Source organism: Thalassospira lucentensis, from assembly GCF_050516545.1.
Classification (GTDB): Bacteria; Pseudomonadota; Alphaproteobacteria; order Rhodospirillales; family Thalassospiraceae; genus Thalassospira; species Thalassospira lucentensis_C.
Genome location: NZ_CP191544.1, coordinates 3736190 through 3760292, shown reverse-complemented (window position 1 = coordinate 3760292; position 24103 = coordinate 3736190). Strand labels below are relative to the sequence as shown.

Genomic DNA, 24103 nt, shown 5'->3' with positions numbered 1-24103 from the left:
GGCGGTGAGGATCTGAAATGGCGAAGCAACCAGCCAAAGCACCTAGTCAGCGACAGCTCCGAGTGGCGGAAGAAATCCGCCAGGCGCTGTCGCGGGCGTTGGAGCGTGGAGACATTTACGACCCGGAACTGACGCGCCGCCCGGTAACCATTACGGGTGTCAGTCTTTCTCCGGATATGCGCAATGCTATGGTATCCTTCACTCCGCTTGGGGGTGGTGAGGCCGAGACGTCGCTTAAGGCCTTGACGCGTCAGAAAGGACACCTGCGCAACCATGTGGCCCATACGGTTCACATGAAATATGTGCCGGCATTGCGATTTGTCGAAGACAAAAGTTTTGACGTCGCCGATCATCTGGGCTCCTTGTTACGTGATCCGCACGTTGCACAGGACCTTGTGGACGGCGAAACGGACAAAACCGGAAATGAGGACGACTGATGGCGCGTCGCCGTCGCGGTATAAGCATTCATGGCTGGCTGGCGGTCGACAAGCCTCTGGAGATCACGTCATCGACGGTGGTCAATCAGGTGCGTCGTCTGCTGGATGCCAACAAAGCCGGACATGGCGGGACACTTGATCCGCTGGCCTCTGGTGTACTGCCAATTGCCTTTGGCGAAGCAACCAAAACGGTTGCCTATGTCATGGATGGCAGCAAAAGTTATCGTGTGACGCTGAAATTCGGCGAAGCACGCAGCACGGATGATGCAGAAGGCGAGATTATCGAAACCTCTGAGCATCGTCCGAGCGCAGGCGAAATTAAGGCCGTGCTGAATGAATTCATTGGTGAAATTCAGCAGGTGCCGCCAAAGTTTTCGGCAATTAAGGTCAATGGTAAACGCGCCTATGATCTTGCGCGCCGCGATGAAGAGGTGGTGTTAAAACCACGTCCGATTCTGATCAAAGATCTTCGACTGGTCGACATGCCAGATCGTGACCATGCCGTGTTCGATGTTGTATCGGGCAAAGGGGCATATATGCGATCTTTGGCGCGCGATATTGCGCTGCGCCTTGGCACTGTTGGCTATATCGCCGCGCTTCGCCGAACTTCGGCGGGGCCATTTTCGGAGGTAAACGCCATCCGCTTGCAAGATTTGCTTGAGATGGACCCCGAAGAGGTGATGAAGAAACTGCTTCCGGTTGAGACCGCGCTGGACGACATCCCGGCGCTGGCCCTGACCGAAGTCGAGGCGCAACGCCTTTCCTCTGGCCAGTCCGTTGGACTGTTGGCAGTGGCAAAGCGCAATGCCCTTGAAACACCCGTCGTGCAGGACGAAATCGTCTGTGCCATGCTCCACGACCGCGCTATAGCGTTGGCGGAGATTAATGGTGGCGAGATCCGGCCTGTACGTGTTTTTAATCTCTAAAGGCGAAAGGATGCCTGATGTCGATTACTGCTGAACGCAAAGCTGAGTTGATCAAAGAATACGCTCAGAAAGATGGTGACACCGGTTCCCCCGAAGTACAGGTTTCAATCCTGACCGAACGGATCAAGAACCTCACCGAGCACATGAAAGAACACAAGCACGACTTTCATAGCCGTCGTGGTCTTCTTATGATGGTTGGTCAGCGTCGCCGCCTGTTGAAGTATCTGCAGCGCAAAGACCAGTCGCGTTACGAGAGCGTCATTGAACGCCTCGGTATTCGCCGCTGATTTCAAACTGCGGCGGGGGGTGACCTCCGCCGTCGTTTTTTTATTGTTTCGGTGGCTCGGAACACGAGAAGCAGGGTCGGATGGGCCGACCCAATGCTTGCGCCGGACCCATTAATTATGAAGCTGTTATGAAAGCCTCATAATTAATGTGTTCGGAACTCGTGTAGTATCTCGGGTCCGCCAGAGGTTTGTAAGAGGAAGAGAAAATAATGTTTAATGTCGTCCGTAAGGAAATGCAGTGGGGCAATGCCAAACTGACCCTTGAAACCGGTAAAATTGCCCGTCAGGCCGATGGTGCGGTTAAGGTCACTCTTGGTGAAACCGTTGTTCTTTGTACCGCTGTTGGCGCCAAGCAGCCGCGCCCGGATGTCGACTTTTTCCCGCTGACCGTTAATTATCAGGAAAAAGCATTTGCCGCTGGCAAAATCCCGGGTGGTTTCTTCAAGCGTGAAGGCCGTCCGTCAGAAAAAGAAACCCTTGTTTCGCGTCTGATTGACCGTCCGATCCGCCCGTTGTTCCACCCGCTTTATCGCAATGACACCCAGATCGTTTGTACCGTTCTGTCGCATGACATGGAAAACGATCCGGACGTGGTTGCCATGATTGGTACCTCGGCGGCTCTGACCATTTCCGGTCTTCCGTTCCTTGGCCCGATTGGTGCTGCGCGCGTTGGGTACAAAGATGGTGAATTCCTTCTGAACCCGACCCCGGAAGCAATCAAGGAAGGCGATCTTGATCTTGTTGTTGCGGGTACCCGCGATGGCGTGATGATGGTTGAATCCGAGGCATCCGAGCTGTCAGAAGACATCATGCTTGCTGCTGTTAAATTCGGCCATGAGCAGTTCCAGGGCGTTCTCGACCTGATCATTGATCTGGCAGAAGATGCAGCCAAAGAGCCACGTGCTATTGCTGAATTGCCAGAAGGCTATGATGCGCTGGTCGCAAAAGTTGCCGGTCTTGGTACCGACGTTCTGACCAAGGCATATGCCAACGTTGTCAAACAGGAGCGTTCAGCTGCTGTTTCTGCTGCCAAATCAGAAATCGTCGAGAAACTCGGCGATGATGTTCCTGATGGGCTTAAAGGCAAAGTTTCCTCGATCATTAAAGATCTGGAAAAAGACATCGTTCGTGGCGCGATCCTGAAAACCGGCACCCGTATTGACGGTCGTACCGGCGCAGACGTTCGCCCGATCCTTGGCGAAGTTTCGGTTCTGCCGCGTTCGCACGGTTCTTCGATCTTCACCCGTGGTGAAACTCAAGCACTGGCTGTTGTTACCCTTGGTACCGGTCAGGATGAGCAGATCGTTGACGCGCTTGACGGTGAATACCGTGAAAGCTTCATGCTGCATTACAACTTCCCTCCTTACTCGGTTGGTGAAGCTGGCCGTATGGGGTCACCGGGACGTCGTGAAATCGGTCACGGTAAACTTGCATGGCGTGCCCTGCATCCGTTGATGCCGACCAAAGATGCCTTCCCGTACACCACCCGTATCGTGTCGGAAGTAACCGAATCTAACGGTTCTTCTTCGATGGCGACCGTTTGCGCAAGTTCGCTTGCCATGATGGATGCAGGTGTTCCGCTGGTACGTCCGGTTGCGGGTATCGCAATGGGCCTGATCAAAGAAGCAGACGACTTTGCCGTTCTTTCGGACATCATGGGTGATGAAGATCACCTTGGTGACATGGACTTCAAAGTTGCTGGTACCGAAAATGGTATCACCTCGCTTCAGATGGACATCAAGATCACCTCGGTGACCGCAGAGATCATGCAGATTGCATTGAAACAGGCACGTGACGGCCGTCTGCACATCCTTGGCGAAATGTCCAAAGCGCTTCCGGAAGCACGTGGTGAAGTTTCGGGCAATGCTCCGACCATTACCCAGTTCTCGATCCCGAAAGACAAAATTCGTGATGTCATCGGTTCGGGCGGTAAGGTCATTCGCGAGATCTGCGAAGAAACCGGCGCAAAAGTCGACATCGAAGACGATGGTTCGATCACTGTCGCACATACCGATGGTGCAAAAGGCAAGCAGGCTGTGGATTGGATCAAATCCATCGTTGCGGAACCTGAATTGAATCATATCTATGATGGTAAGGTCGTTAAGGCAGTTGATTTCGGTGCGTTCGTAAACTTCTTCGGCGCCCGCGACGGTCTTGTTCACATCTCCGAACTGGCACCTGAGCGTGTCAAACAGGTTTCGGATATCGTGAAAGAAGGCGACGCAGTAAAAGTCAAAGTCATCGGTTTCGATGATCGTGGCAAAATTAAACTGTCGATGAAACGTGTCGACCAGGAAACCGGTGCTGATCTCGAAGAAGGCAGCGCCGAATAAGCAAACGGGATGCCGGACGACGATAAAAACACGACGTCGTCCGGCAGACTGAGCGGTGCATAGGTATCGCTGGCTAATTGCCGAATGGGAGAGACGAACTTGAAAGCCCTTAATCCGCTCGTCATGTCGGGTAAAGAAGTCTTGCCAGTTATTGAAGGTGGCAAAGGCGTTGCTGTATCGACGGGCAAAAGCTCCGGCGCATGGGCTGCTGCCGGCGGTATCGGGACTTTTTCCGCTGTGAATGCCGACTCGTATGACGAGAATGGCAACATGGTTCCGATCGAATATGCAGGGAAAACCCGCGGTGACCGCCATCAGGAACTGATTGCGTACGGTATCCGTGGTGGTATTGCACAGGCTCAGATTGCACATGAAATGCGGAACGGCGAAGGCCGTTTGCATATGAACGTATTGTGGGAAATGGGCGGTGCTGAACCGATCCTTGAAGGCGTTCTCGAAGGGGCCAAGGGCCTTATTCACGGGGTCACCTGTGGCGCAGGCATGCCTTACAAAATTGCCCAGATTTCAGCGCATTATGGCGTTCACTACTATCCAATCGTTTCATCAGCCCGTGCTTTCCGCGCATTGTGGCTGCGGTCTTATAAAAAGACCCCGGAATGGCTGGGTGGTGTGGTCTATGAAGATCCATGGCGTGCGGGTGGCCATAATGGCCTGTCGAATTCCGAAGACCCGTTGGTGCCCGAAGATCCGTTCCCGCGTGTCCGCGATCTGCGTACATACATGAATTCGGTCGGCCTTAATCATGTGCCAATCATTATGGCTGGCGGTGTCTGGTTCCTGCGTGATTTTGAAGACTGGATCGATAATCCGGAAGTTGCCCCGGTGGCCTTCCAGTTCGGTACACGTCCGCTTCTGACCAAGGAAAGCGAGATTTCCGACGAATGGAAACAGCGCCTGACCAGCTTGCAGGATGGCGACGTATCGCTGCATAAATTCAGCCCGACAGGTTTCTATAGCTCGGCTGTGCGTAATGCATTCCTTGAGGATTTGCATCAGCGTTCAGATCGTCAGGTCCGCTATTCGCGTACCGCAGAAGCCGATTTGCATGTTGGTATCCCGCTGGGCCGTCGTGGTCGTCCGATCTATGTTCGTGAAGACGATGCCGACAAGGTGCGTGCGTGGATCGATGCCGGTTATACCGAAGGCATGCCGACCCCGGACGACACCATGGTGTTTGTCACCCCGGAAAGCGCATTGACGGTCAAAAAAGATCAGATCGATTGCATGGGGTGCCTGTCGCAGTGCCAGTTCTCTAACTGGGAACAGCATAGCGGAACCACCGGCAAGCGTGCTGATCCGCGTTCTTTCTGTATTCAGAAAACGCTTCAGAACATTGCCCACGGTGCAGCAGTTGAGAACGAGCTGATGTTTGCAGGCCACAATGCTTATAAATTTGGCGAAGACCCGTTCTATGCCAATGGCAATATTCCGACGGTTAAGGAACTTGTCGACCGCATCATGGTCGGCGATTAAGTCCAAACGCGGCATACAGATTTTAAAGAAGGGTCGGTTTTTACCGGCCCTTTTTGTCTGTTTTGAACAATTGTCGTTCTTCTGATTGGAGTTGATTAAAATCAAAGTACGGCCTGTAAGTCTTGTCTAATCTAACCGTAGATTTAAAGGGGCACAGATGTTTGGCCCTGTTGGAATTGAAGGGCAAGCTTATGGGATACACGTCGCGTCCATATACCAACGCGCTCAACCGGCTTAAAGAAGCCGGTTTGCGCCCGACACGCCAACGTCTGGCATTGGCGCGGTTGCTGTTTGAAGACGGTCATCGTCACATCACTGCCGAACAGCTTCATTCCCAAGCCATGACCAATAATATCAAGGTCTCTTTGGCCACAGTCTACAACACGTTGCATCAGTTCACGGATGCTCGGTTGCTCAATGAAATCGTGATTGATTCCGGTCGGTCGTATTTCGATACCAACACCGTGCCGCACTATCATTTTTATTGCGAAGAAGACGGGATGCTTTCCGATATTCCTGCTGAAACCGTCCAGATTGCAGGTATTCCCAACATCCCCAACGGGACTGAATTGGCATCGGTTGATCTTGTCTTTCGTCTGCGTCGCAAATGCGCAGCGAAGGATGCAGCTTAAAGATCCGCTATGACCACCCAGTAATGGGTTGGAGCGTAACAGACTGATGAAATCAGATGCTGGGATGGTGCAAATTGCGCTTCCCTAGGTTGACGGCGGCGGATTTCACGACACATAAGAAGGCGACAGGACCTTGTGGTTTTGTGGCCTTTTTCTGACGTCTTTCGCCAGCACCGAGACATGCTGTGCGAACAATAATAAAGGACAGCGCACATGGCGCTTAAGGGAACGCGTACCGAGCAAAATCTACGCGCGGCTTTTGCCGCCGAAGCCCAAACCAATCGTCGTTATCTTTACTTTGCCCAACAGGCAGATATCGAAGGCCAGGTTGAGGCCGCCGAGCTGTTTCGCACCGCTGCCGAGGCCGAAACGGGCCATGCCTTTGGCCATCTGGAATTTCTCGAAACGGTCGGTGACCCGGTAACCGGCAAGGCGCTTGGCACGACCAAGCTTAACCTTGAAGCCGCGATCGCACTGGAAAAGAATGAGGCCGAGGCAAGCTATCCGGATATGGCCCGCATTGCCCGTGAAGAGGGACTTGAAGACGTTGCCGCATGGTTTGAAAGCCTGGCGCGCGTTGAAGCCGCCCATGCGGATCGCATTGACCGTTTGTTGTCCCAGATGACGGGAAAATCAAGCTGATCGAATGGTTTTCGGATCGCTAAAACGTGATTTGTCATTTGGTCCGGAACTGTCAATTTTTGGCCACAGACCATCCAGTTAACCCATTCCCGGATCCAAAGATGTTTGTTGTTTCGCTAAGTTATAAAGTACCGCTTGAACAGGTTGATGCCCATATTGAAGGTCATATCAGCTGGCTGAAAGCAGGCTATGCCAAGGGGATGTTTCTTGCATCCGGGCGCAAAGTTCCGCGCGATGGCGGGGTGATTTTGGCCAAAGGTAATCGCAAAGACCTTGAAGCCGAACTGACCAATGATCCGTTCCATCAACATGATCTGGCAGACTACACCATTACCGAATTTGATCCGGTGATGGTCGCAGACGGGCTTGAAGCGCTGCAGGGTTAAACAGATCGATCGGATCGAAAAAACCAAGGGGTGCAAACGATTGCGCCCCCTTTTATTTATCCATCGATCAAAAGCGTGTTGGATGAATTATCTTTAAGCGCCACACCCGAAAGTCCTAATTTGCGGGCTTCGATCATAAGATAGGCGATCTTTTCAGCCGCCTTTTTCGGGTTAAGTCCGGCAGGACGGATATTTGAAACACAGTTTCGATCCGCATTTGATCGGCCGCGTTTCGGTCCCCATGTCAGATAGGCACCAAGCGAATCGGCACTTGATAAGCCGGGGCGTTCGCCAATTAGCATGACAGTAAGCTTTGCTCCAAGTGCAGATCCGATTTCATCGCCTAACCCGACGCGGGACTGAGTGGCCAGTGTGACCGGGGCGACCGACCAGCTATCGCCCAATCGATCAAGGATCATGGACAGGGTTTCTGCACCGTGATCCTGTGTTGCACGGGCGGACAAACCATCGGCTAGAACGAAGGCAACGTCATAATCCTGCTTGTGCTGTGCCAAACTGTCGAACGACGCATCATCAAGCAACCGGCCAAGGTCGGGGCGTTGTAAATAGGTCGCCCGATCCGGCGCTGCGGAATGGACATCAAGAATGGGATAATCAAGCGCGCCAAGTTTGGCCCGGATGCTATTGGCATTAAACGGCATATGAACGGAATCGCGTGCGCGTGCGTGGGCCATCTGGAATTCAAGCAACCGTTCGGTCGGCAATCCATCCCCGACCCGGCCAAGGCCAATACGCGCATCGGTATGCACACGAAGCGCATTCCATGGATCAAGGCCAGTTGGGGTTTTCTTGACTGTCGAATTGCTCATCACGCGGCCCCCGACCATGCCAGAAGGTTCTGGGCAGCCTGCCCGTCAAGTTGCGGACGGGTCCGGCCGTTATGGTCAAGGATATCCATCTTGCGCAGCCATGCGGCAAATTCGGGTGCCGGTTCAAGGCCAAGTACGGATCGCAGATACATCGCATCATGGAAGCTGGTACTTTGATAATTCAGCATGATGTCATCGGCACCGGGCACCCCGATGACGAAATTACACCCGGCAACCCCCAAAAGGGTCAGAAGGTTATCCATATCATCCTGATCGGCCTCGGCATGGTTGGTATAGCAAACATCACATCCCATCGGTACACCAAGCAGCTTGCCACAGAAATGGTCTTCCAGACCGGCCCGGGTGATTTGTTTGCCATCAAACAGATATTCCGGGCCGATAAAGCCGACCACGGTATTGACCAGAAGCGGGGAATATTTTCGTGCAACGGCATAGGCACGGGCTTCAACTGTTTGCTGATCAATCCCTTCGTGGGCATCTGCCGATAATGCCGCCCCCTGCCCGGTTTCAAAATACATCACATTGTTGCCAACTGTGCCGCGCTTAAGCCCCTTGGCAGCGTCTTCGGCCTCGGCCAGCATCGATTGGGTGATGCCAAAGCTTTCATTGGCCTTTTGCGTCCCGGCAATGGATTGAAACACCAGATCAATCGGGGCGTTGCGCGCCATCACGTCAATGGCGGTGGTAACGTGCGAAAGCACACAAGACTGAGTCGGGATATCGATCCGTTCGCGGACTTCATCAATCAGTTTCAAAAGATCGATCATGGCTTCGGGGCTGTCGGTCGCCGGATTGATGCCAATCACCGCATCGCCACTACCATGCATCAGACCATCAAGGATCGATGCGGCAACACCTGCGGGATCATCGGTCGGATGGTTGGGCTGCAAACGGACGGAAAGGTGGCCGGGAAGCCCGATCGTATTGCGAAAGGCGGTGACGACATGGCATTTCTTTGCCACAGAAATCAGGTCCTGATTGCGCATGAGTTTCGAAACGGCAGCAACCATTTCCGGTGTCAGACCGGGGGCAAGGCTTTTAAGAACCTCGGGTGTTGCGTCGTCACTTAAAAGCCAATTGCGAAAATCACCAACGGTCAAAGATGCGACAGGTGCAAAGGCATCCATATCATGATCATCAATGATCATGCGGGTCACATCGTCATCCTCATAGGCGACAAGGACGTCGTTTAGAAACCGCTTAAGCGGCACATCGGCTAGTACAAAGCGCGCCGCCACCCGTTCTTCGTCCGATCCGGCAGCAAGACCTGCCAACACATCGCCAGATCGCAACGGGCTTGCCTTTGCCAGCAGGGTTTTAAGGTCGGGAAAGGTAAAATGTTCGAAACTAAATGGCGCGGCGGTCTGCACGTTCTGTCTCCTGAAGCGTCCAACACATTACCAAGTTTGTTTCCATATGTTTTTCGGGTTGCGACAGGTATTGATACCGACGCTATGGAATGTGCTTTATTCGGGGAACAATGGAAGCAGAAAAACCCGGAATTGCAAAGTATTTAATCGCAATCCCGGGGTGATCAATTAGTGAGCATGAAATGCTTTGAGAATCTCATCCGCCCGATCACCGGTTTTGACTTTCCAGTCATCAACAATCGGCTGGGCTGCTTCTGTCAGTTTTGCGGCAAGCAAGGTATCTACGCTTTCAAACACGGCCATGTCATGAGAGCGAAGCTCGTTATATTTTGCGGCCTGATTCTTGCGGATTTGTTCGGTGCGCCATTCGGTTGCTTCTTTGCCAGCCTGCATGACTGCTTTTTGAAGGTCGTTGGGCAATGCGTTAAAGGTATCGAGATTCATGTGTACGAAGGTCAAGGGCATAGCATAATTGATCTGGGTAAAGGTGTTAGTATAGTCCCAGAAATTTGCGGCAGCACCGCCATCAACACCGGTTAAAACAGCAGCAATCGAACCGGTTGCCAACTGCGGGACAACATCGGACCATGAAATTTGAAGCGGTGAAGCAGCAAGCGCGTTTAACACACGGGTCCCAGTCGCATCATAGGTGCGAATACGTAGGTTCTTAAGGTCTTCAACAGAACCGATTTCTTTGTTTGCCCAGACGCCTGACGGGTCGATCCAGCCTGCATGGATCAGTTTTTGACCATATTGTGCAAAGACATCTTCATAGTAAGGGCGTGCAATTTCCCACAGCTTGCGGGCATCGTCAAAATTCTTGGCGGTGAAAGGAAGTGAGCTCAGTAAAAAAATCGGATCAACGCCCGCCAGTGTGCCGCTGACGGTCGTGGCAATCGGCAATGCACCATCCGCAACGGCAAATAAATGATCCTTTTCGCGGAAACCAAGCGATGCGCCCGAGTGAATGGTGATTTCGATGCGACCATCAGACAGCTCGCTAAGGCGTTTGGCATAGAACTCATCGGTCTTTGTATTGACCGAGTTTGGGCCATATTCCGTGGACTGGTCCCATTCGAATTCAGCAGCATTTGCTATTTGTCCCAGGCAGAGTGATGCCAGGGCGGTGGCAGTAACTAGCATTGACCTGATCATTTTGAAGCCTCGTTTTTTGCTTAGTTAAACAGAATATTCGGGAGGTAAAGAACAATGTTCGGAGCGAAATAGAACACCGCGACGGATGCGCACATCAGGAAACAGAACGGCAAGGCGTACAGCGCCATGCGCGAAATCGGTACTCCATCAATGGCGTGTATGATCATCAAATTGAAACCGACAGGGGGCGTGATTTGGCCAACCTCGACCATGATCACGAGATAGATTCCAAACCAGATCGGGTCGATGCCGAGATTCTGGACGATGGAAAACAGGATCGGCAAAGTCATGACAATGATGGAAACGCCATCGAGAATCATGCCTAGGAAGATGAAGAAAATAGATGTCAGCAGGATGAACTGACCTGGCGAGATGTCGGCATCAACAATGAAGTTAGCAAGATCAGAAGGGATATGAAGATAGCCAAGTGCAGTCGAAATAAGCGACGCGGCAATCACTACGGTAAAGATCATGATGCTGGTATGAAGCGTGCTCATCAACGAACTGTGGAAAACTTCCCACGTTAAAGTACGCGTGACTACCGTCAGTGCCAAAACACAGAGCATGCCAATGCCTGCAGCTTCTGATGGGGTCGCAATGCCGGTATAGATCGAACCAAGTACAAGCGTGATGATAACGATAATCGGTGCCAGATCGCGCAGGCTGTCAAAAAAGCCGTACCCGTCCGGAACATCCGGTTCGGTTTGGGGGGGCAACGTTTTGCCTGGTGCTGGCTTTTCCCGGTCGCCCGAGACAAGACAGCTAATCCCGACATAGGCGGAAAAAACACCGGCAATGAATAGGCCTGGAAGCACACCCGCAGCAAACAAGCGGTCAATCGGGACTTCTGCGAGCACGCCATAAACAATCATAACAATCGATGGCGGGATCAAAAGACCGAGGCTGCCTGATCCAGCGAGGGAGCCCAGAACAAGGCTGCGGCGATAGTTCTTTTTGCCGAGTTCGGTGATTGTAATCTTGCCAACAGTTGCCGTGGTGGCGGCACTTGATCCGCAAATTGCTGAAAAGATTGTACAGCCGAAGACATTGGAATGGATCAAGCCGCCTGGAAGCATGCGCACAAATGGTCCCAGCCCGCGAAAAATACGGATGGAAATATCCGTCTTGAGGATTAACTCACCTAACCAGACAAATAGCGGAATGGCGGCAAGTTCCCATGATCCCGAACTGCGCAAGACAATGGAGCCATATATGTTCATGATCCGGTCGATTGGCATGTCGCCAAGAACCATGAGCGAGAATGTCGCGACCAATATCAGTCCGACGTAAATCCAGATACCTGATGCCAGCACCACAAGGATGGCGGCTAGGATGATTAGTGCTGTTGATAGCGGATCCATTAGACCTCACCTGCTAGTCAGCTGTTTTCAGCCGTTATCGATTTTTCGGCGTAAACCAGTATGTTGACCAGTAAACGCAGGATGTAGAAACCCAAGCCCGCAATGATGAAAATCTGCGGAATCCAAAGTGGGGTTTCGGAAAAGCTCGAACTGGTAATGCCAAAGCGCCAATTGCGTGTGAAAATGTTAAACAGCGCACCGAACAACAGCGTACAAGCCCCAAGAGCCGCTACATTGGCGATAACGTCAGCAATCGCTTGGCCACGGCGACTGATGGCGTTTCTGAGCAATTTGACCCGTATTAGCCGGTCTTCGGTGTGTGTCGCAGCAAGCGCCATGAAAATCATGGCGCCAAGCGCGTAACCGACGAACTCCTCCAGCACAAAGGTCGATGTATCGAAGAATGCGCGCAGCACAATTTCGGTAGAAATATGCACAAGCATGTAAACGATAAGCGACGCAGCAAACCAAGAAAGCCAGCGGCCAATCGTGGTCATGATGCGGTCGAGACGCGAAATGACGGAGGGGTTCTGAGTGCTCATTTTCCGGTGATCTCGTTCATGGTTTGCTTTGCAATGTTCAGGCCTTGGAACAATGCACCATGTTCCATGATCAGAACGGCGTGGCTTGCCCCATTTTTGGTGGAAAATTCCTTTTCTTCCGGGCTCCATGCTGGAAGAGCCCAGTCTTTTCCGGCCGCACGTGCCGCCGCCGCGACCTTGGCGAGATCGTCGAAATCGCCCGGTTTGCGGGAATAGGCACCACGCTCACGGCGCAATGATAGGTCCGATGGTCCGATAAATACGCCGTCAACGGTCGGCAATGCCAGTATTGCTTCAATTTCTTCGACCGCACCGTGGTCTTCGATCATTGGATAGCAGCGGGTCTTGCTGTTCTGCTGGGCGACCCAAGCGTCATCGAAACCGGCATAGTTAGAGGTGCGGCCTCCTGCAAAGCTGCGGTCACCAAGCGGGGGGAACTTGGTAAAGGCGCAAACTTCTTCGGCGTGGGTTTTACCCAAGACATGGGGAATGACGACTACATCAGCACCAAAATCAAGGGCTTGTTGAATCGGGCCGCGTTCCGGACCAAGAACCTTGGCAAGCACTTCAAATCCAATGGATTTAAGGAATGGAATGAACCGCTCCAGATCCGCAAGATCAAAGGCGCCATGTTCGATATCAAGGGTAATGAATTCATATCCGGCCAGACGCGCCATTTCAGCAGCGGCAAAACTGGGGGACGACATCCAGAAACCATGTTTTGGTAAAGACATTGTGTGGGGCTTTCGTATTGAGTGAAGGCTCGGCGACCCCGAAGGGCCGCCTGTCTGTGGTGGCAGGCGAGGGAGCATTAAGACGAAACGGCAACCGAGTAGATGTCGGCACGGCGATTGGTCAAAGCGGGAAGTTCTTCACGGGTTTTGGCCAGTTGCGCGAAATCAAGATCGGCAATGGCATAGCCGACATCATCACGCATGCAGGTCAGAACGGTGCCCCATGGATCAATAACCATGCTACGACCGTTGCAGGCACCTGCCGGTGGGTATGGTCCGACTTGACCCGGCGCAATGACAAAGCACTGGTTCTCGATGGCGCGGGCGCGCAACAGGGTTTCCCAGTGATCGCGGCCGGTATAAAGGGCAAAGGCCGCCGGAACGAACAGGATTTCCGCACCCGATAGAGCCATAAGACGATAAAGCTCTGGGAAGCGGACATCATAACAAACCGAAAGACCGACCTTGTGCCCGTCCACATCGCCGGTAACGATTTTGTTCCCAGGTTTGACGGTGTCGGACTCGCGATAGGTAATCCGTCCGGGCAGGTCGACATCATAAAGATGAAGTTTGTTGTATTGCGCATTGATCTTACCATCGCGGCCAAACAGCATGCTGCGGTTTGAGCAACGCTCAGACTCTGTGTCTTTAATACGGATCGAACCCAGCAAAATGGAAACACCAAGCTCCTTGGCCAGAGCCGAGAATCGCTGGGTGGTGGGGCCACCTTCTGCTTCCGCGGCTTCCATCGCGCCATCCTTGGGGCCTTGATATTCGGAATATTCCGGAAGAGCGATCAGATCTGCCTTGTCAGCAGAAGCTTCCCGCACAAGGCGTTCGGCAGTGGCAAGATTGGTTTTTTTGTCGTCCTGGGAATTGAGCTGGCACACGGCGACGCGCATTTCAAAAGCCTCTTCTGTTTTCGTTATTCTTCATGTATACATGACATGTACATAAAAAATATTTCATTGTCTAGGCTGAAATTCTTGTGTAATTGTGTGCGCAATAATTGATGCAACTTTACGAGGCACCATGTCTGATTTCGCCGAAAATGCCGAGAACATGACGGAAAAGTCCAAGCGTCCTGCCAAGGAGCTTGTCTATGACTATGTGCGTCGTAAAATTCTGAACGGAGAATTACAGGGCGGTGATTTCATCGAGGAAAAAATCGTATCCGAAGCGGTCGGCGTGTCGCGCACGCCTGTTCGTGAAGCGCTGCATCGGCTGCAAGGTGACCGCTATATAACCTTAACACCACGTCGTGGTGCGGTTGTCCGTCAGATCACGGCCAAAGAACTTACCGAGGTTTATGAAAGTAGGCGCCTGATTGAAATTCATGTCATGGAACGGATTTGCCGTGAAAGACGTGCAGTACCACCTGTCTTGCTCGTCCTTTACAATCAAATGTGTGAGACCAGCGAAAGTCAGGATTTTGTCCAGCGCGCCGAATATGATCAGGCATTTCATCGGGCAATTGTCGCAACGACGGATAATGCTGTCTTAGTCGAGCTTTATGATTCGCTTCAGGTCCGCCAGCAACGCGTCGCCATTGCGGCCATGCGCGTTCAACCGGCCAGAGCTGAAACGATTGATCAGGAACATAAACAGCTGATAGAGGCGTTGGAAAGGTTTGACGAAGAAGCTGCAGTTCAAATCATATCACAGCATCTTCGTCCGGTTCTTGATGTCGTGTCACGCTTGCCCGTCTGAGCGAGGCAACTGGCATTTTGTGGTGATGTCAAAGACTGCTCCGGTTGTTATTGAGCAGCCAGTGCTGTTTCTGCGGCTGGGCTATGCATCACGGCAGTTCCGTGTCTGCTATTTGTTTCATCACTTGGGCCGCGTAGGACAATATGGGGATGACCCAGCGAATTGCGTTCAACATGGCCATTAACCTGATAGACATCGCGCAACAAATCCCGGTCGATCACGTCTGCGCACGGACCGAACGCCACCATCTTGCCATCACGGATCGCCATTGCCTGATCACAATATTGAAGCGCGTGGTTCAGGTCATGAATGGCGATCAGGACAATGATGTTCTGGCCCTTGGCAACATCGCGCATGAAGGACAGCACTTCCATCTGGCGATGCAGATCAAGCGCCGAGGTCGGTTCATCCATCAAAAGGATTTCCGGATCCCGAACCAGCGTTTGGGCAATGGCAACCAGTTGGCGTTGTCCACCACTGAGCTCGCCCAGATTACGTCCGGCCAGATCTGAGATGCGCAAAGCTGCAAGAATGTCATCAATGCGGTCAAGTTCTTCGGCCTGTACGCGCAGGCTTGATCCCTGCTTGGCGGCAAGGATCACGGATTCATAGACCGACAGAACTGCGGTCGAACCGGTATCCTGTGGCATATAGCAGATGGTGTTGCGCTGCATGGACACCTGACCAAGGTCAATCTTGCCGCTGCCACGCGCCAATCCGGCAATGCGTTTAAACAAGCTGGATTTACCTGCCGCATTCGGGCCGATAACCGCGGTTACGGTGCCGGGCTGGATGACCGGGGTTGTGACCCCTGAAACCACCTGCACTTTGCCGTAACGGGTTCCGATATCTTCAAGACGAAGCGTTACCATGATTTCCTCCGACTTGCGAAAATCAGCGAGAAGAAGAACGGGACACCGACAAGGGCCGTAATCACCCCGATCGGAAGGATTGCACCGGGGATCAGCATTTTCGACAGAACCGATGTGGCCGACAAGATCAAAGCCCCGCACAGGACCGATGCCGGCAGGAAGAAGCGTTGATCTTCACCGACCAGCATTCGTGCAATATGCGGTCCGACCAGGCCGATAAAGCCAATGGTGCCGACAAAGGAGACCGGGATTGCCGCCAACAGGCTGACGATCAGCATGGTCCGCAGGCGAAGCCCCTGCACATTGACGCCAAAACTTTCCGCCTTGGCATCGCCAAGTCGAAGAGCGGTAAGCGCCCAAGCCTGACGTGCAAACAACGGAAGGGCAATGACCACAACGGCGGCGGTAACGGCAACCTTTGTCCAAGTTGCTTTCACCAGGCTGCCCATGGTCCAGAAGACAACGGCGGCCAAGGCCTGCTCGCTGGCCAGATACTGCAACAACGCCAACAACGCGTTGAAGGTAAAGACCAGCGCAATGCCAAGCAAAACAATGGTTTCAACCGTCACACCGCGCAGGCGGCTGAAGAAATGAATGATCAATGCGGCGCCCATCGCCATGATGAAGGCATTGATCGGAATGATGAAATCAACAAAGGCGGGCAGGAGAGCAACACCCAGAACCAGCGCCAAAGCCGCGCCAAATCCGGCAGCGGCCGAAATGCCCAGCGTGAAGGGGCTGGCAAGCGGGTTGGCAAGGATGGTTTGCATTTGCGCCCCAGCCGTTGAAAGGGCAGCCCCCACCGTCAGCGCCATCAGGGCAACCGGCATGCGGATATCCCAGATAACCACGCGCATCTGATCGCTGGCCGACCACGGATCAAGCAGCGTGGCAATCACGTCCGATAGCGGATAGTTCGCCGGTCCGGTTGCCAGATCGACGGCAAAAGACAAAAACAAGGCCCCGCTCATTCCGAGAAGGATCAAGAAACGACGCAGGGAGCGTGCCTTGTAATGCACGCTCCCGGCTTCGACAGAAATCTGTTTGGTTGTCATCAATTTGTGGCGGTATCACTGATTGAGATGAAATAACCCGGCTGGTAATCCAGCGGCAGGAAGCGATCATGCAGTTCCTTGAACGTTGCTTCCGGGTCGAGATCGGTAAACAGGTCCGGGTGGAACCATTTGGCCATCTGTTCAATCACAACAAACTGATATGGGCTGTTGTAAAACTGATGCCAAACCGCATGGACCTGTTTGTTTTCAACAGCTTTGATACCGGTGAAGGCCGGACGTTCCATCAGGCCAACCAGTTTACGACGGGCTTCGGTCATGTCTGCATCCGGACCAAGGCCAACCCATGCACCACCCGGCGAGTAGGCTTCCCAGCTTGCGCCCGTACCAACGAACTGATCTGGATTGGATGCAACAACCTGTTCAGGGTTGATCGTGCCAAACGTGCCCGGAATGATGGATGCAGCGATGTTTACGCCACCGGCCATCTCAACCATGGTGCCGAAGTTTTCATTACCAAATGACATGCAGCATTCTTCTGAATAGCCTGCGGCACGTTCAATAAATACCTGCGGCTTTTCCGGGTTTGCCTTGGCAATACGATCGGTCACGTTCTTGATGCTGTCAGAACGGAACTTGATAAATTCAGCAGCACGATCTTCCTGACCGGTCAGCAGGCCAAGAATGTTCATGCTGGTATCGGTGTTTTTGATCGGCGCTTCGCGGAAATCGATATAGACCAGCGGAATACCGACAGCGGCCAGTTTTTCGTCAAAACCGCCATCTTCGGTAGCACCCTTGGCTTCAAGGTTCATGATGACGACATCTGGATTGACCGAAATTGCCTGTTCAACGTCGAACGTGCCGTCTTTCATGCCGCCAAAGGTCGGGATATCGTCAATGTTCGGATATTTTGATGCATAGATGTCGTAAGTCTGCGGATCGGCCTTTTTCAGGTCGTCGCGCCAACCGACAACGCGTTTGAACGGATCTTCGCTATCAAGTGTTGCCAGACCATAAATCAGGCGGCCTTCACCCAGAATAACGCGCTCTACCGGCAGTTTGACCGATACTTCCCGTCCGGCAACATCGGTTACCGTCACCGAGTCTGCTGCCTGTGCGCTTCCTGCGATCAGCATGGTCAGCGCTGCAAATGCACCGAATAATTTCATTCCCGTTCCCTCAAAATAGGATTGCCTGCCGGAGGGATTATCAGGTATTGAGAATGCAAATCAATATGTTTCGCAATGAAAGTGCAAATCAGTAGCATGTTTTTCTAATTGAATGTTCGGTAATAAAGCAGGAATAACCTGTAACTACCGCAGTTTTCCGCCAAAGAGAGAGACCCGCCTACCATGCAACAGACGAGCAATTACAATCTGCGTGAAGAGATCAAGGAATATTGGTCAATGCGCGCTACGACCTTCGATGAGCAGCCCGGTCACGAGATTTTTTCCGATGCCGAACGGCTGGCATGGCATGGGTTGTTTGAGCGTCATTTTGGCAAGGGTGACGGCCGAAAGGCACTTGATCTGGCAAGTGGTACCGGTGTGATCAGCCATCTTATGCATGATCTTGGATTCGCCGTGACTGGTATGGACTGGTCCGAAGCCATGCTTGAAAAGGCGCGTGCAAAGTCAAAATTGCGCGGCTCGAACATTCGGTTCTTGCTGGGCGATGCGGAAAGAACACTTGAAGAAGATGACAGCTACGACGTGATCGTTACCCGCCATCTGGTGTGGACGTTGGTTGATCCTGCGGCTGCCTTTGCCGAATGGTTTCGCGTTCTTAAACCGGGCGGCAAGCTTTTGGTGGTGGATGGCGATTTTGTGTCATCGACCTGGGCGAGCAAATTCAACAAGGCAATGGCAGGGTTCCTTGAACAGCTTGGTTTGCGCAAACCCTTAGACGGGGTGCCGCATATGCAGACACACCGCGATATTCTTGCACGGGTGCATTTTTCCAACGGTGCGCGGGCGGACGAAGTTTCAAACCTGCTTGAACGCACCGGATTTGACCCGATTGTCGTTGATTTCGATCTGAAAAAAATTCATAGCGCCCAGAAAAAACATATCAGTTTCGCCAAGGGGCTGGAACGTGGTGCGCAGCATCGCTATGCCATTTGTGCGCAGAAACCAGTGGCGGGTTAAGGTTTCTAAACCGGTTCAACCGTGATTTCGGTCTTAACCGAATTGGCCAGAAAACAGGCTTCATGGGCGCGGTGATGCAGATCGGATTCAAGGCCGGCGTCGGGCGGATTGCCGCCATAGCTGACGTTTGGCTTCAGGGTGACTTTCGTGATCATGGTCTTGCCGTCGATGGTCGCCATATCACCTGTGGCTTGGTCGCTATAGCTATCAACAACCAGACCGCTATCGGATGCGAAATGCAGGAAGAACAACATGTGGCAGCTTGAAAGAGCAGCAACAAAGGCTTCTTCCGGGTCGACATTGTCCTCAACCGAATAGGGAAGCGGCACGATATGCGGCGATGACGACGCGGGAACTTCCACCCCGCCGTCAAACCGCCAGACATGCCCGCGTGAATATCGTCGATCGGTAAAGATTTCGGATTCCGAACGGGTCCAGACGATTTCGGCACCAAAGCTGCTCATATGGGGTTCCTGATGGGGGATGCAATTACGCTTGGTCAATCGGAATCGGGATCAAGGTTCCGGCCGTTACCCCGATATGGGTGGCAAGGATTTCTGTGGCGCTGGTGATGTCATTGTCGTTCAAGGCATCAAGGATTTTCTGGTGTTCGTCATAAAATGCACTGCGCGGGCGTGATCCTTTGGGCTGCAAGGAATAGGCGCGTTTTGCCTCACCGCGCAGATCGGCAATCATGGTTAGCAGCCGGTCATTGCCACATGCGCCATACAGGGTCTGGTGAAAATCCCGATCGAGCGCCGCGAGAATTTCCGGGTCTTCTTCTTCATACAGGTCTTCATTTAACCGGCGTGCCTTCCGAAGGGCGCTTGCGGTTAAATGCGGGGCAGAAAGCCGCAACGCAGTTGTTTCAAGCGAGATGCGAATTTGGCAAAGCGCACGCACGTCTTCGGCCCGCAAATGCGTGACGGCAAGGCTGCGATCAGCGCGTTTTTCAAGCAGGCCTGATGCCCGCAATCCTTCAAGAGCATGGCGTATCGGTTGGCGACTGACGCCGAACCGTTCTGCGAGTTCTTCCTGCTTAAGAACGGAACCGGGAACAAGAACCCCGGTTTCGATTTCATCGCGCAGTGTTTGGGTAATCAAGTTTGGATCCATGGATCCAAACTATGTTGATAGAAGGCATAGGTCAAGTATGATCGTGGGTGTGGGTGTGGGTGTGGGTGTGGGTGTGTGTGGAAGTCGGAGCAGCGTTACTCCGCCGAGATGGCGCTGCTCTGCTCCATCGGGGCGGCTGCGTGCTGTTTGACAAACCTAATGATCCGGTCATGTGCCCCATCGATATCTTCATTCACAATGCCATGCCGATCTGATTTCAGGACTTGGACATCGATTTCCGCAGCGTTGGTCGCAAGCCTTTGGATCATGGTGGCACTGGCCGGATCAACCACCTGATCGCCATCGCCCTGCAGGATCAGGGTCGGGCATTTAACATCCTTTAGGCGTTGCTGCATTTCGGCCACGGCCTGACGTAACTGATGCAGGCCGCCAATCGGGATATTGCGGTAATTGATGTCGGGATGTTCCGATTCGTTTGGCCGGAAGCTCAGCAGTTCCTGAGCGGATGGCATCCACCCCATCAGCTTGTTTGCCCCATACAGCAATGGCACAAACATCAGATTACGGTTGCGGAATTTAAGCGGCGTGCTTGCAAGGACAAGCCCGGAAAGCTTTTCAGGTTGGTCAGCCGCCTGAAGGACGGAAAGTGCGCCGCCTGTGGAAAAACCAACCATCACCACCTGATCGCAGAAGGGGGCAAGTATTTGATATCCGCGGCGGACAGATGCGTGCCAGTCGCTCCATTTGCGTTTTTGCAGTTCATGGGGGGATGTTCCGTGCCCGGCAAGGCGGACCCCCATCACGGCATAGCCGAGGGCCGAAAATTTTTCGCCAAGCTGACGCAGTTCAGCCGGGGATGCCAAGAAGCCGTGAACAAGTAAAATCCCGCAGGAAAACTGAGTCTGACCATTGGGCAGCAGCAAATAGGGGCTGCTATCCGCGGTTGCGGTTTCCTGTTGGTTGATGGCGTCGTATTTGGCGTCTTGGTATTTTGTCCGGTTCCATTGCCATGCGCGGATTTCATCATCAAACCGGCGGTGGGCAATGTCGATATCGCTGAGATGATCAACCTCGACCCGGGCCTTTTCCAGTGCCTGCCAGGCGGCATGGATCGGGGCCATTTCATTGGCATAGACCATGATCGGATTGTCCATGCGGATCTGATCAAAATTGGCCTGCTCCTGCAGCTTGGGCAGGAAACAATATTTGTGATCGTTACGTTCAATCAGGCCAAGTTGAACCGCATTGTCGATAAAGAACCGGATTTGCGGGCAATTCAGTTCAAATATCCCGATATAGTCGGCCGGATTCCGCATGCCGCGATGCAGATGAACATTATCGGCCTGCTGGATGTTTTTGATCGCCAGATAAAGCGTTCGGTCAAAATGGCTGATATCTACCTTGGTCACGCCATCAGCCAGCCACATCATGATCAGACGCGATGCAAGGTGGCTGACATTGATCGTCAGGTTGGAATACATCACCGCCATGCAATGATTGCGAAGCGGGCTGATATGACGCGTCAGGGCGTATTGCGTCACCCGCTCAGTTACTTTTTCAAGGGTGCGGGCCGGTTGGAATAGATCATCAATGCAGCTGGCCTTTTGCACCCGCCGTGCCAGCAAACGGCGATCAAGCCAGTTGAACTGTTTGCGCGGGTCAACCGGATCGCCAAGCCGGATATCCATATCCGTCTTTTTGAACATCAGGTTGCCTTCAATGATCATTTCTTCGGCCATTTTGGGGCTGAGCCCGCCGGTGAACATATCTGCGGCCCAGGCTAAAAGATTCTGATCAACCCGCAAGGGGTGGAAGGTGATGTTGGCCGGAAACATCAGGGTCGGTTTTGCCATTGTCGCCAAAAGCACGTCTGTGTCGCGTTCAAGAATATCTGCCCAGCGTTTGAGTTCATCCGTGTTCCCGTCCTTGGTCAGGGTGGAAAGCCCGATTTTAAACCCGTCGATACATAACCCCAAAAGGGCCGCACCCGTATGGTGGGCGCGTCTGGCATCGGCTGAACGTGAATAGATGCTGTAATCGGGGCGTTTGGGATGGGGACGTTCGTCGGTGAAAACGCGGCGGTCCTTGACCATTCCGCCTTCGGGAAAGACAACGACCTTGCCACCGCGCAGGACTTCCTCGGCAAGGAACGGCAAAAGCCGTTCGTAATTATTGGGCACACCGCCGAGGGCGCGTAAATAGCGCGAAAACGTATTGTCTTGGGCAAAAAACTCGCCCGATGCGATGGATCGGCAAAAGACCCCGGTTTCAAGTGCGATCAGAAATTGCGGGATAAAGGTTTCAAACCGGGCGAAATGGTTGAACATAAAAATATCGCCCTGTGCCAGATGGTCGCGCGGGCCGTGCATTTTGATATTGATATCAAGATTGGCCCGCAACGCGGTCATCGCGCGAATGGTCCATTCGCACGTTTTGGTGTTGATCGCGAACTTTTCACGTTCAATATCGCGGAAAGTCTGGTCCATCTGATACGATCCCCGGCGGGTCTAATATGCTGGTTTCAAGGGCGTTTCATCGGTTCAATCATCGGTTTTATCCGATGCGTTTATTCACTTTGATATGTGTCTTTCCAAGTGCATTTGGAAGGTATGCTACAAGTGAATTACGAAGAATTAATGCCAAGATGCGTTGTCTTTCGTATAATCACGTAGCGGACGATCAACCCGTCTTGCTTTCTTTTTATCCATCACCGGTATTGTTGCGTGTTTGCCACCGCTTAGCGCGATCAGCCAATTGCCGTCCCCTGCTGCCAAGATTGGTGAATGGATAATCACCCCTGCCCGCTTCATTCAACGGAGGCCGCGTGCCAACATCTGCCCCAGAAGCCCAAATGCCAGATAAGGCGCATGATGTTGATGGCAAAACGCAGTCGATCTTTTCAGATCGCAATTTCATCCTGTTTCTGGTTGGGCAATGCATCACCACCCAAGGATTATGGATTCAGAAAATTGCCATGTCATGGTTGGCATGGTCGCTGACCGGTTCGGCATTCTGGACCGGTGCGATTGCGGCTTTGAATTTTGCCCCGGCCTTTTTTCTCGGCCCGATCTTTGGCGTGATGGCCGATCGGGTTGATTTGCGCCGAACGGCAATGCTGATCAATCTTGGACAGGCTGGGGTTTCGTTTCTGCTGATGGGGCTTTCCTATGCCGACATGATGACACTGCCCTGGATGGTGGTGTTGGCCGGATCGATGGGCATATTGGGCAGTGCCATGACCCCGGTGCGGCTATCACTGGTCCCCGTCATCGTCCGGCGCGAATTTATGAGCCGGGCTGTGGCCTATGCGGCGATGAATTTTAATATTTCACGTCTGGTGGGGCCGGCGATTGGCGGGGTGGTGATTGCCACATGGGGCACGGGTGTTGCCTTTATGATCAATGCGCTGAGCTATCTTCCGATGATCTTTGTGATTTCGGTGGTGACGATCCATATGGAACGCGCATCCGATGCCAAAAGCAGGCGCATCTGGGCGTCTCTTGTTGATGGCGCACGTTATGCGCTTCATCACCCCATGATCCGGTCTGTTCTTGCCCTGTCCTGTTTTGTGTCCTTGGTCGGCACAGGCATGATTGAATTGATGCCGGTCTTTGCCGAGGCAGTTTATGAACGCGGTGTCACCGGACTTGGCATGATGGCATCGGCCGGCGGGATTGGCGCGGTTGCATCGACCTTTATGCTCTCACGCGTTAAATCCAAACCGGAAGACTTTCAGCGCATTACCGTTATCGGGGCCTTTTTCGCCGCGATTGGCATGTTCGGGCTTGGATTCTCGCCTTGGTATGAGCTTGCCGTTGGCTTGGTTGCACTAACCGGGTTTGGCCTGACGGCCGTGGGGGTTGGGTCACAAACGGCCTTGCAATTAACAGTCGAAAATCGATTGCGCGGGCGGGTGATGAGTTTCTGGAGCGCGACCAGCTTTGGCGGTATGGCGCTGGGCGGGACGTTGCTTGGTGCGATTTCTGAAGCCGGGAATATTCAATATACCGCGCGCGGCTCGGGTGTTTTGATCCTGTGTGCGGCCTGCGTCGGGCTTTGGCGATTGCATAAGATTGGCGCACTTGGACGCCGCATTGCAGTTACTTCGGACGGGTCGCGGTAAAGGATTGT

Annotated in this window: 24 protein-coding genes; 11 read left to right on the top strand and 13 right to left on the bottom strand. The window is 53.0% G+C overall.

The window, feature by feature from the left end; genetic code table 11:
- Positions 1-17 precede the first annotated feature (17 nt).
- The 8 genes from rbfA (at position 18) to ACQ0MK_RS17160 (ending at position 7137) form a co-directional block, all read left to right on the top strand.
- Positions 18-437, top strand: a complete 420-nt coding sequence (gene rbfA, locus ACQ0MK_RS17195) for a 30S ribosome-binding factor RbfA (RefSeq protein WP_350040972.1) — start codon at positions 18-20, stop codon at positions 435-437.
- Positions 437-1363, top strand: coding sequence for a tRNA pseudouridine(55) synthase TruB (gene truB, locus ACQ0MK_RS17190; protein WP_430473648.1), 927 nt, complete (start codon positions 437-439; stop codon positions 1361-1363). Before rbfA ends, truB begins: the two co-directional genes overlap by 1 nt.
- 17 nt (positions 1364-1380) lie before the next feature.
- Complete coding sequence (gene rpsO / locus ACQ0MK_RS17185; protein WP_350040970.1) at positions 1381-1650, top strand: 30S ribosomal protein S15; 270 nt, start codon at positions 1381-1383, stop codon at positions 1648-1650.
- A gap of 209 nt (positions 1651-1859) precedes the next feature.
- Entirely contained in the window at positions 1860-3983 is a 2124-nt protein-coding gene (pnp, locus tag ACQ0MK_RS17180) for a polyribonucleotide nucleotidyltransferase (protein ID WP_350160711.1), read from the top strand.
- Between the two features lie 99 nt (positions 3984-4082).
- Entirely contained in the window at positions 4083-5477 is a 1395-nt protein-coding gene (locus tag ACQ0MK_RS17175; RefSeq protein ID WP_350040579.1) for an NAD(P)H-dependent flavin oxidoreductase, read from the top strand.
- Positions 5478-5668: 191 nt separating this feature from the next.
- Positions 5669-6109 (top strand): iron response transcriptional regulator IrrA, encoded by a 441-nt coding sequence (irrA, locus tag ACQ0MK_RS17170; protein ID WP_350040509.1) that lies wholly within the window; start codon positions 5669-5671, stop codon positions 6107-6109.
- Between the two features lie 213 nt (positions 6110-6322).
- Complete coding sequence (locus ACQ0MK_RS17165) at positions 6323-6751, top strand: rubrerythrin family protein (RefSeq protein ID WP_430473647.1); 429 nt, start codon at positions 6323-6325, stop codon at positions 6749-6751.
- Positions 6752-6852: 101 nt separating this feature from the next.
- Entirely contained in the window at positions 6853-7137 is a 285-nt protein-coding gene (locus ACQ0MK_RS17160) for a YciI family protein (RefSeq protein WP_350160713.1), read from the top strand.
- A gap of 56 nt (positions 7138-7193) precedes the next feature.
- Here the strand turns inward: ACQ0MK_RS17160 and eutC are convergent, their stop codons facing one another.
- The 7 genes from eutC to ACQ0MK_RS17125 form a co-directional block, all read right to left on the bottom strand.
- Entirely contained in the window at positions 7194-7967 is a 774-nt protein-coding gene (gene eutC / locus ACQ0MK_RS17155) for an ethanolamine ammonia-lyase subunit EutC (protein ID WP_430473646.1), read from the bottom strand.
- A complete protein-coding gene (locus ACQ0MK_RS17150; RefSeq protein WP_430473645.1) occupies positions 7967-9358 on the bottom strand; it encodes an ethanolamine ammonia-lyase subunit EutB in 1392 nt (463 codons plus the stop codon). The genes eutC and ACQ0MK_RS17150 overlap by 1 nt, the downstream gene beginning before the upstream one ends.
- Positions 9359-9526: 168 nt before the next feature.
- On the bottom strand, positions 9527-10501 hold the full coding sequence (locus ACQ0MK_RS17145; protein ID WP_430473644.1) for a TRAP transporter substrate-binding protein: 975 nt from the start codon (positions 10499-10501) through the stop codon (positions 9527-9529).
- A gap of 32 nt (positions 10502-10533) precedes the next feature.
- Positions 10534-11874: a TRAP transporter large permease gene (locus ACQ0MK_RS17140; RefSeq protein WP_430473643.1), complete on the bottom strand. Its 1341-nt coding sequence runs from the start codon at positions 11872-11874 to the stop codon at positions 10534-10536.
- A gap of 17 nt (positions 11875-11891) precedes the next feature.
- The gene (locus ACQ0MK_RS17135) at positions 11892-12416 is read right to left on the bottom strand and encodes a TRAP transporter small permease subunit (RefSeq protein WP_430473642.1); all 525 of its coding nucleotides are present in this window, start codon (positions 12414-12416) and stop codon (positions 11892-11894) included.
- Positions 12413-13150, bottom strand: coding sequence for an HpcH/HpaI aldolase family protein (locus tag ACQ0MK_RS17130; protein ID WP_430473641.1), 738 nt, complete (start codon positions 13148-13150; stop codon positions 12413-12415). Before ACQ0MK_RS17130 ends, ACQ0MK_RS17135 begins: the two co-directional genes overlap by 4 nt.
- A gap of 77 nt (positions 13151-13227) precedes the next feature.
- Positions 13228-14052 carry a carbon-nitrogen hydrolase family protein gene (locus ACQ0MK_RS17125; protein ID WP_430473640.1) on the bottom strand — a complete coding sequence of 275 codons (825 nt, stop codon included), beginning with the start codon at positions 14050-14052 and terminating at the stop codon, positions 13228-13230.
- A gap of 130 nt (positions 14053-14182) precedes the next feature.
- On the opposite strand from ACQ0MK_RS17125, the gene ACQ0MK_RS17120 reads away from it, so the two are divergent.
- Complete coding sequence (locus ACQ0MK_RS17120; protein ID WP_430473639.1) at positions 14183-14860, top strand: GntR family transcriptional regulator; 678 nt, start codon at positions 14183-14185, stop codon at positions 14858-14860.
- Positions 14861-14907: 47 nt separating this feature from the next.
- On the opposite strand, the gene ACQ0MK_RS17115 is transcribed toward ACQ0MK_RS17120, so the two are convergent.
- The 3 genes from ACQ0MK_RS17115 to ACQ0MK_RS17105 are packed head-to-tail and all read right to left on the bottom strand — an operon-like array spanning position 14908 to position 17917.
- A complete protein-coding gene (locus ACQ0MK_RS17115) occupies positions 14908-15732 on the bottom strand; it encodes an ABC transporter ATP-binding protein (protein WP_430473638.1) in 825 nt (274 codons plus the stop codon).
- The gene (locus tag ACQ0MK_RS17110) at positions 15726-16787 is read right to left on the bottom strand and encodes a FecCD family ABC transporter permease (protein WP_350040515.1); all 1062 of its coding nucleotides are present in this window, start codon (positions 16785-16787) and stop codon (positions 15726-15728) included. Before ACQ0MK_RS17110 ends, ACQ0MK_RS17115 begins: the two co-directional genes overlap by 7 nt.
- Positions 16787-17917, bottom strand: a complete 1131-nt coding sequence (locus ACQ0MK_RS17105; RefSeq protein WP_430473637.1) for an ABC transporter substrate-binding protein — start codon at positions 17915-17917, stop codon at positions 16787-16789. Before ACQ0MK_RS17105 ends, ACQ0MK_RS17110 begins: the two co-directional genes overlap by 1 nt.
- 183 nt (positions 17918-18100) lie before the next feature.
- Here ACQ0MK_RS17105 and ACQ0MK_RS17100 point away from each other — a divergent pair, with 183 nt between their 5' ends.
- Positions 18101-18895, top strand: coding sequence for a class I SAM-dependent methyltransferase (locus ACQ0MK_RS17100; protein WP_430473636.1), 795 nt, complete (start codon positions 18101-18103; stop codon positions 18893-18895).
- Between the two features lie 5 nt (positions 18896-18900).
- On the opposite strand, the gene ACQ0MK_RS17095 is transcribed toward ACQ0MK_RS17100, so the two are convergent.
- The 3 genes from ACQ0MK_RS17095 to ACQ0MK_RS17085 all read right to left on the bottom strand — a co-directional run bounded on the left by ACQ0MK_RS17095 (position 18901) and on the right by ACQ0MK_RS17085 (position 22458).
- Complete coding sequence (locus tag ACQ0MK_RS17095) at positions 18901-19359, bottom strand: OsmC family protein (protein WP_430473635.1); 459 nt, start codon at positions 19357-19359, stop codon at positions 18901-18903.
- Between the two features lie 25 nt (positions 19360-19384).
- The gene (locus tag ACQ0MK_RS17090; RefSeq protein ID WP_430473634.1) at positions 19385-19999 is read right to left on the bottom strand and encodes a GntR family transcriptional regulator; all 615 of its coding nucleotides are present in this window, start codon (positions 19997-19999) and stop codon (positions 19385-19387) included.
- Between the two features lie 107 nt (positions 20000-20106).
- The gene (locus ACQ0MK_RS17085; protein WP_430473633.1) at positions 20107-22458 is read right to left on the bottom strand and encodes an alpha/beta hydrolase; all 2352 of its coding nucleotides are present in this window, start codon (positions 22456-22458) and stop codon (positions 20107-20109) included.
- 338 nt (positions 22459-22796) lie between these two features.
- On the opposite strand from ACQ0MK_RS17085, the gene ACQ0MK_RS17080 reads away from it, so the two are divergent.
- Positions 22797-24095 carry an MFS transporter gene (locus tag ACQ0MK_RS17080; protein WP_430473632.1) on the top strand — a complete coding sequence of 433 codons (1299 nt, stop codon included), beginning with the start codon at positions 22797-22799 and terminating at the stop codon, positions 24093-24095.
- Positions 24096-24103: the final 8 nt, after the last annotated feature.

What these genes read in the sequence shown, in the direction of transcription:
- rbfA (WP_350040972.1), top strand. Translation starts at nt 18, where the DNA reads ATGGCGAAGCAACCAGCCAAAGCACCTAGTCAGCGACAGCTCCGAGTG.
- truB (WP_430473648.1), top strand. Translation starts at nt 437, where the DNA reads ATGGCGCGTCGCCGTCGCGGTATAAGCATTCATGGCTGGCTGGCGGTC.
- rpsO (WP_350040970.1), top strand. Translation starts at nt 1,381, where the DNA reads ATGTCGATTACTGCTGAACGCAAAGCTGAGTTGATCAAAGAATACGCT.
- pnp (WP_350160711.1), top strand. Translation starts at nt 1,860, where the DNA reads ATGTTTAATGTCGTCCGTAAGGAAATGCAGTGGGGCAATGCCAAACTG.
- irrA (WP_350040509.1), top strand. Translation starts at nt 5,669, where the DNA reads ATGGGATACACGTCGCGTCCATATACCAACGCGCTCAACCGGCTTAAA.
- ACQ0MK_RS17165 (WP_430473647.1), top strand. Translation starts at nt 6,323, where the DNA reads ATGGCGCTTAAGGGAACGCGTACCGAGCAAAATCTACGCGCGGCTTTT.
- ACQ0MK_RS17160 (WP_350160713.1), top strand. Translation starts at nt 6,853, where the DNA reads ATGTTTGTTGTTTCGCTAAGTTATAAAGTACCGCTTGAACAGGTTGAT.
- eutC (WP_430473646.1), bottom strand. Translation starts at nt 7,967, where the DNA reads ATGAGCAATTCGACAGTCAAGAAAACCCCAACTGGCCTTGATCCATGG.
- ACQ0MK_RS17145 (WP_430473644.1), bottom strand. Translation starts at nt 10,501, where the DNA reads ATGCTAGTTACTGCCACCGCCCTGGCATCACTCTGCCTGGGACAAATA.
- ACQ0MK_RS17140 (WP_430473643.1), bottom strand. Translation starts at nt 11,874, where the DNA reads ATGGATCCGCTATCAACAGCACTAATCATCCTAGCCGCCATCCTTGTG.
- ACQ0MK_RS17135 (WP_430473642.1), bottom strand. Translation starts at nt 12,416, where the DNA reads ATGAGCACTCAGAACCCCTCCGTCATTTCGCGTCTCGACCGCATCATG.
- ACQ0MK_RS17130 (WP_430473641.1), bottom strand. Translation starts at nt 13,150, where the DNA reads ATGTCTTTACCAAAACATGGTTTCTGGATGTCGTCCCCCAGTTTTGCC.
- ACQ0MK_RS17125 (WP_430473640.1), bottom strand. Translation starts at nt 14,052, where the DNA reads ATGCGCGTCGCCGTGTGCCAGCTCAATTCCCAGGACGACAAAAAAACC.
- ACQ0MK_RS17120 (WP_430473639.1), top strand. Translation starts at nt 14,183, where the DNA reads ATGTCTGATTTCGCCGAAAATGCCGAGAACATGACGGAAAAGTCCAAG.
- ACQ0MK_RS17115 (WP_430473638.1), bottom strand. Translation starts at nt 15,732, where the DNA reads ATGGTAACGCTTCGTCTTGAAGATATCGGAACCCGTTACGGCAAAGTG.
- ACQ0MK_RS17110 (WP_350040515.1), bottom strand. Translation starts at nt 16,787, where the DNA reads ATGACAACCAAACAGATTTCTGTCGAAGCCGGGAGCGTGCATTACAAG.
- ACQ0MK_RS17105 (WP_430473637.1), bottom strand. Translation starts at nt 17,917, where the DNA reads ATGAAATTATTCGGTGCATTTGCAGCGCTGACCATGCTGATCGCAGGA.
- ACQ0MK_RS17100 (WP_430473636.1), top strand. Translation starts at nt 18,101, where the DNA reads ATGCAACAGACGAGCAATTACAATCTGCGTGAAGAGATCAAGGAATAT.
- ACQ0MK_RS17095 (WP_430473635.1), bottom strand. Translation starts at nt 19,359, where the DNA reads ATGAGCAGCTTTGGTGCCGAAATCGTCTGGACCCGTTCGGAATCCGAA.
- ACQ0MK_RS17085 (WP_430473633.1), bottom strand. Translation starts at nt 22,458, where the DNA reads ATGGACCAGACTTTCCGCGATATTGAACGTGAAAAGTTCGCGATCAAC.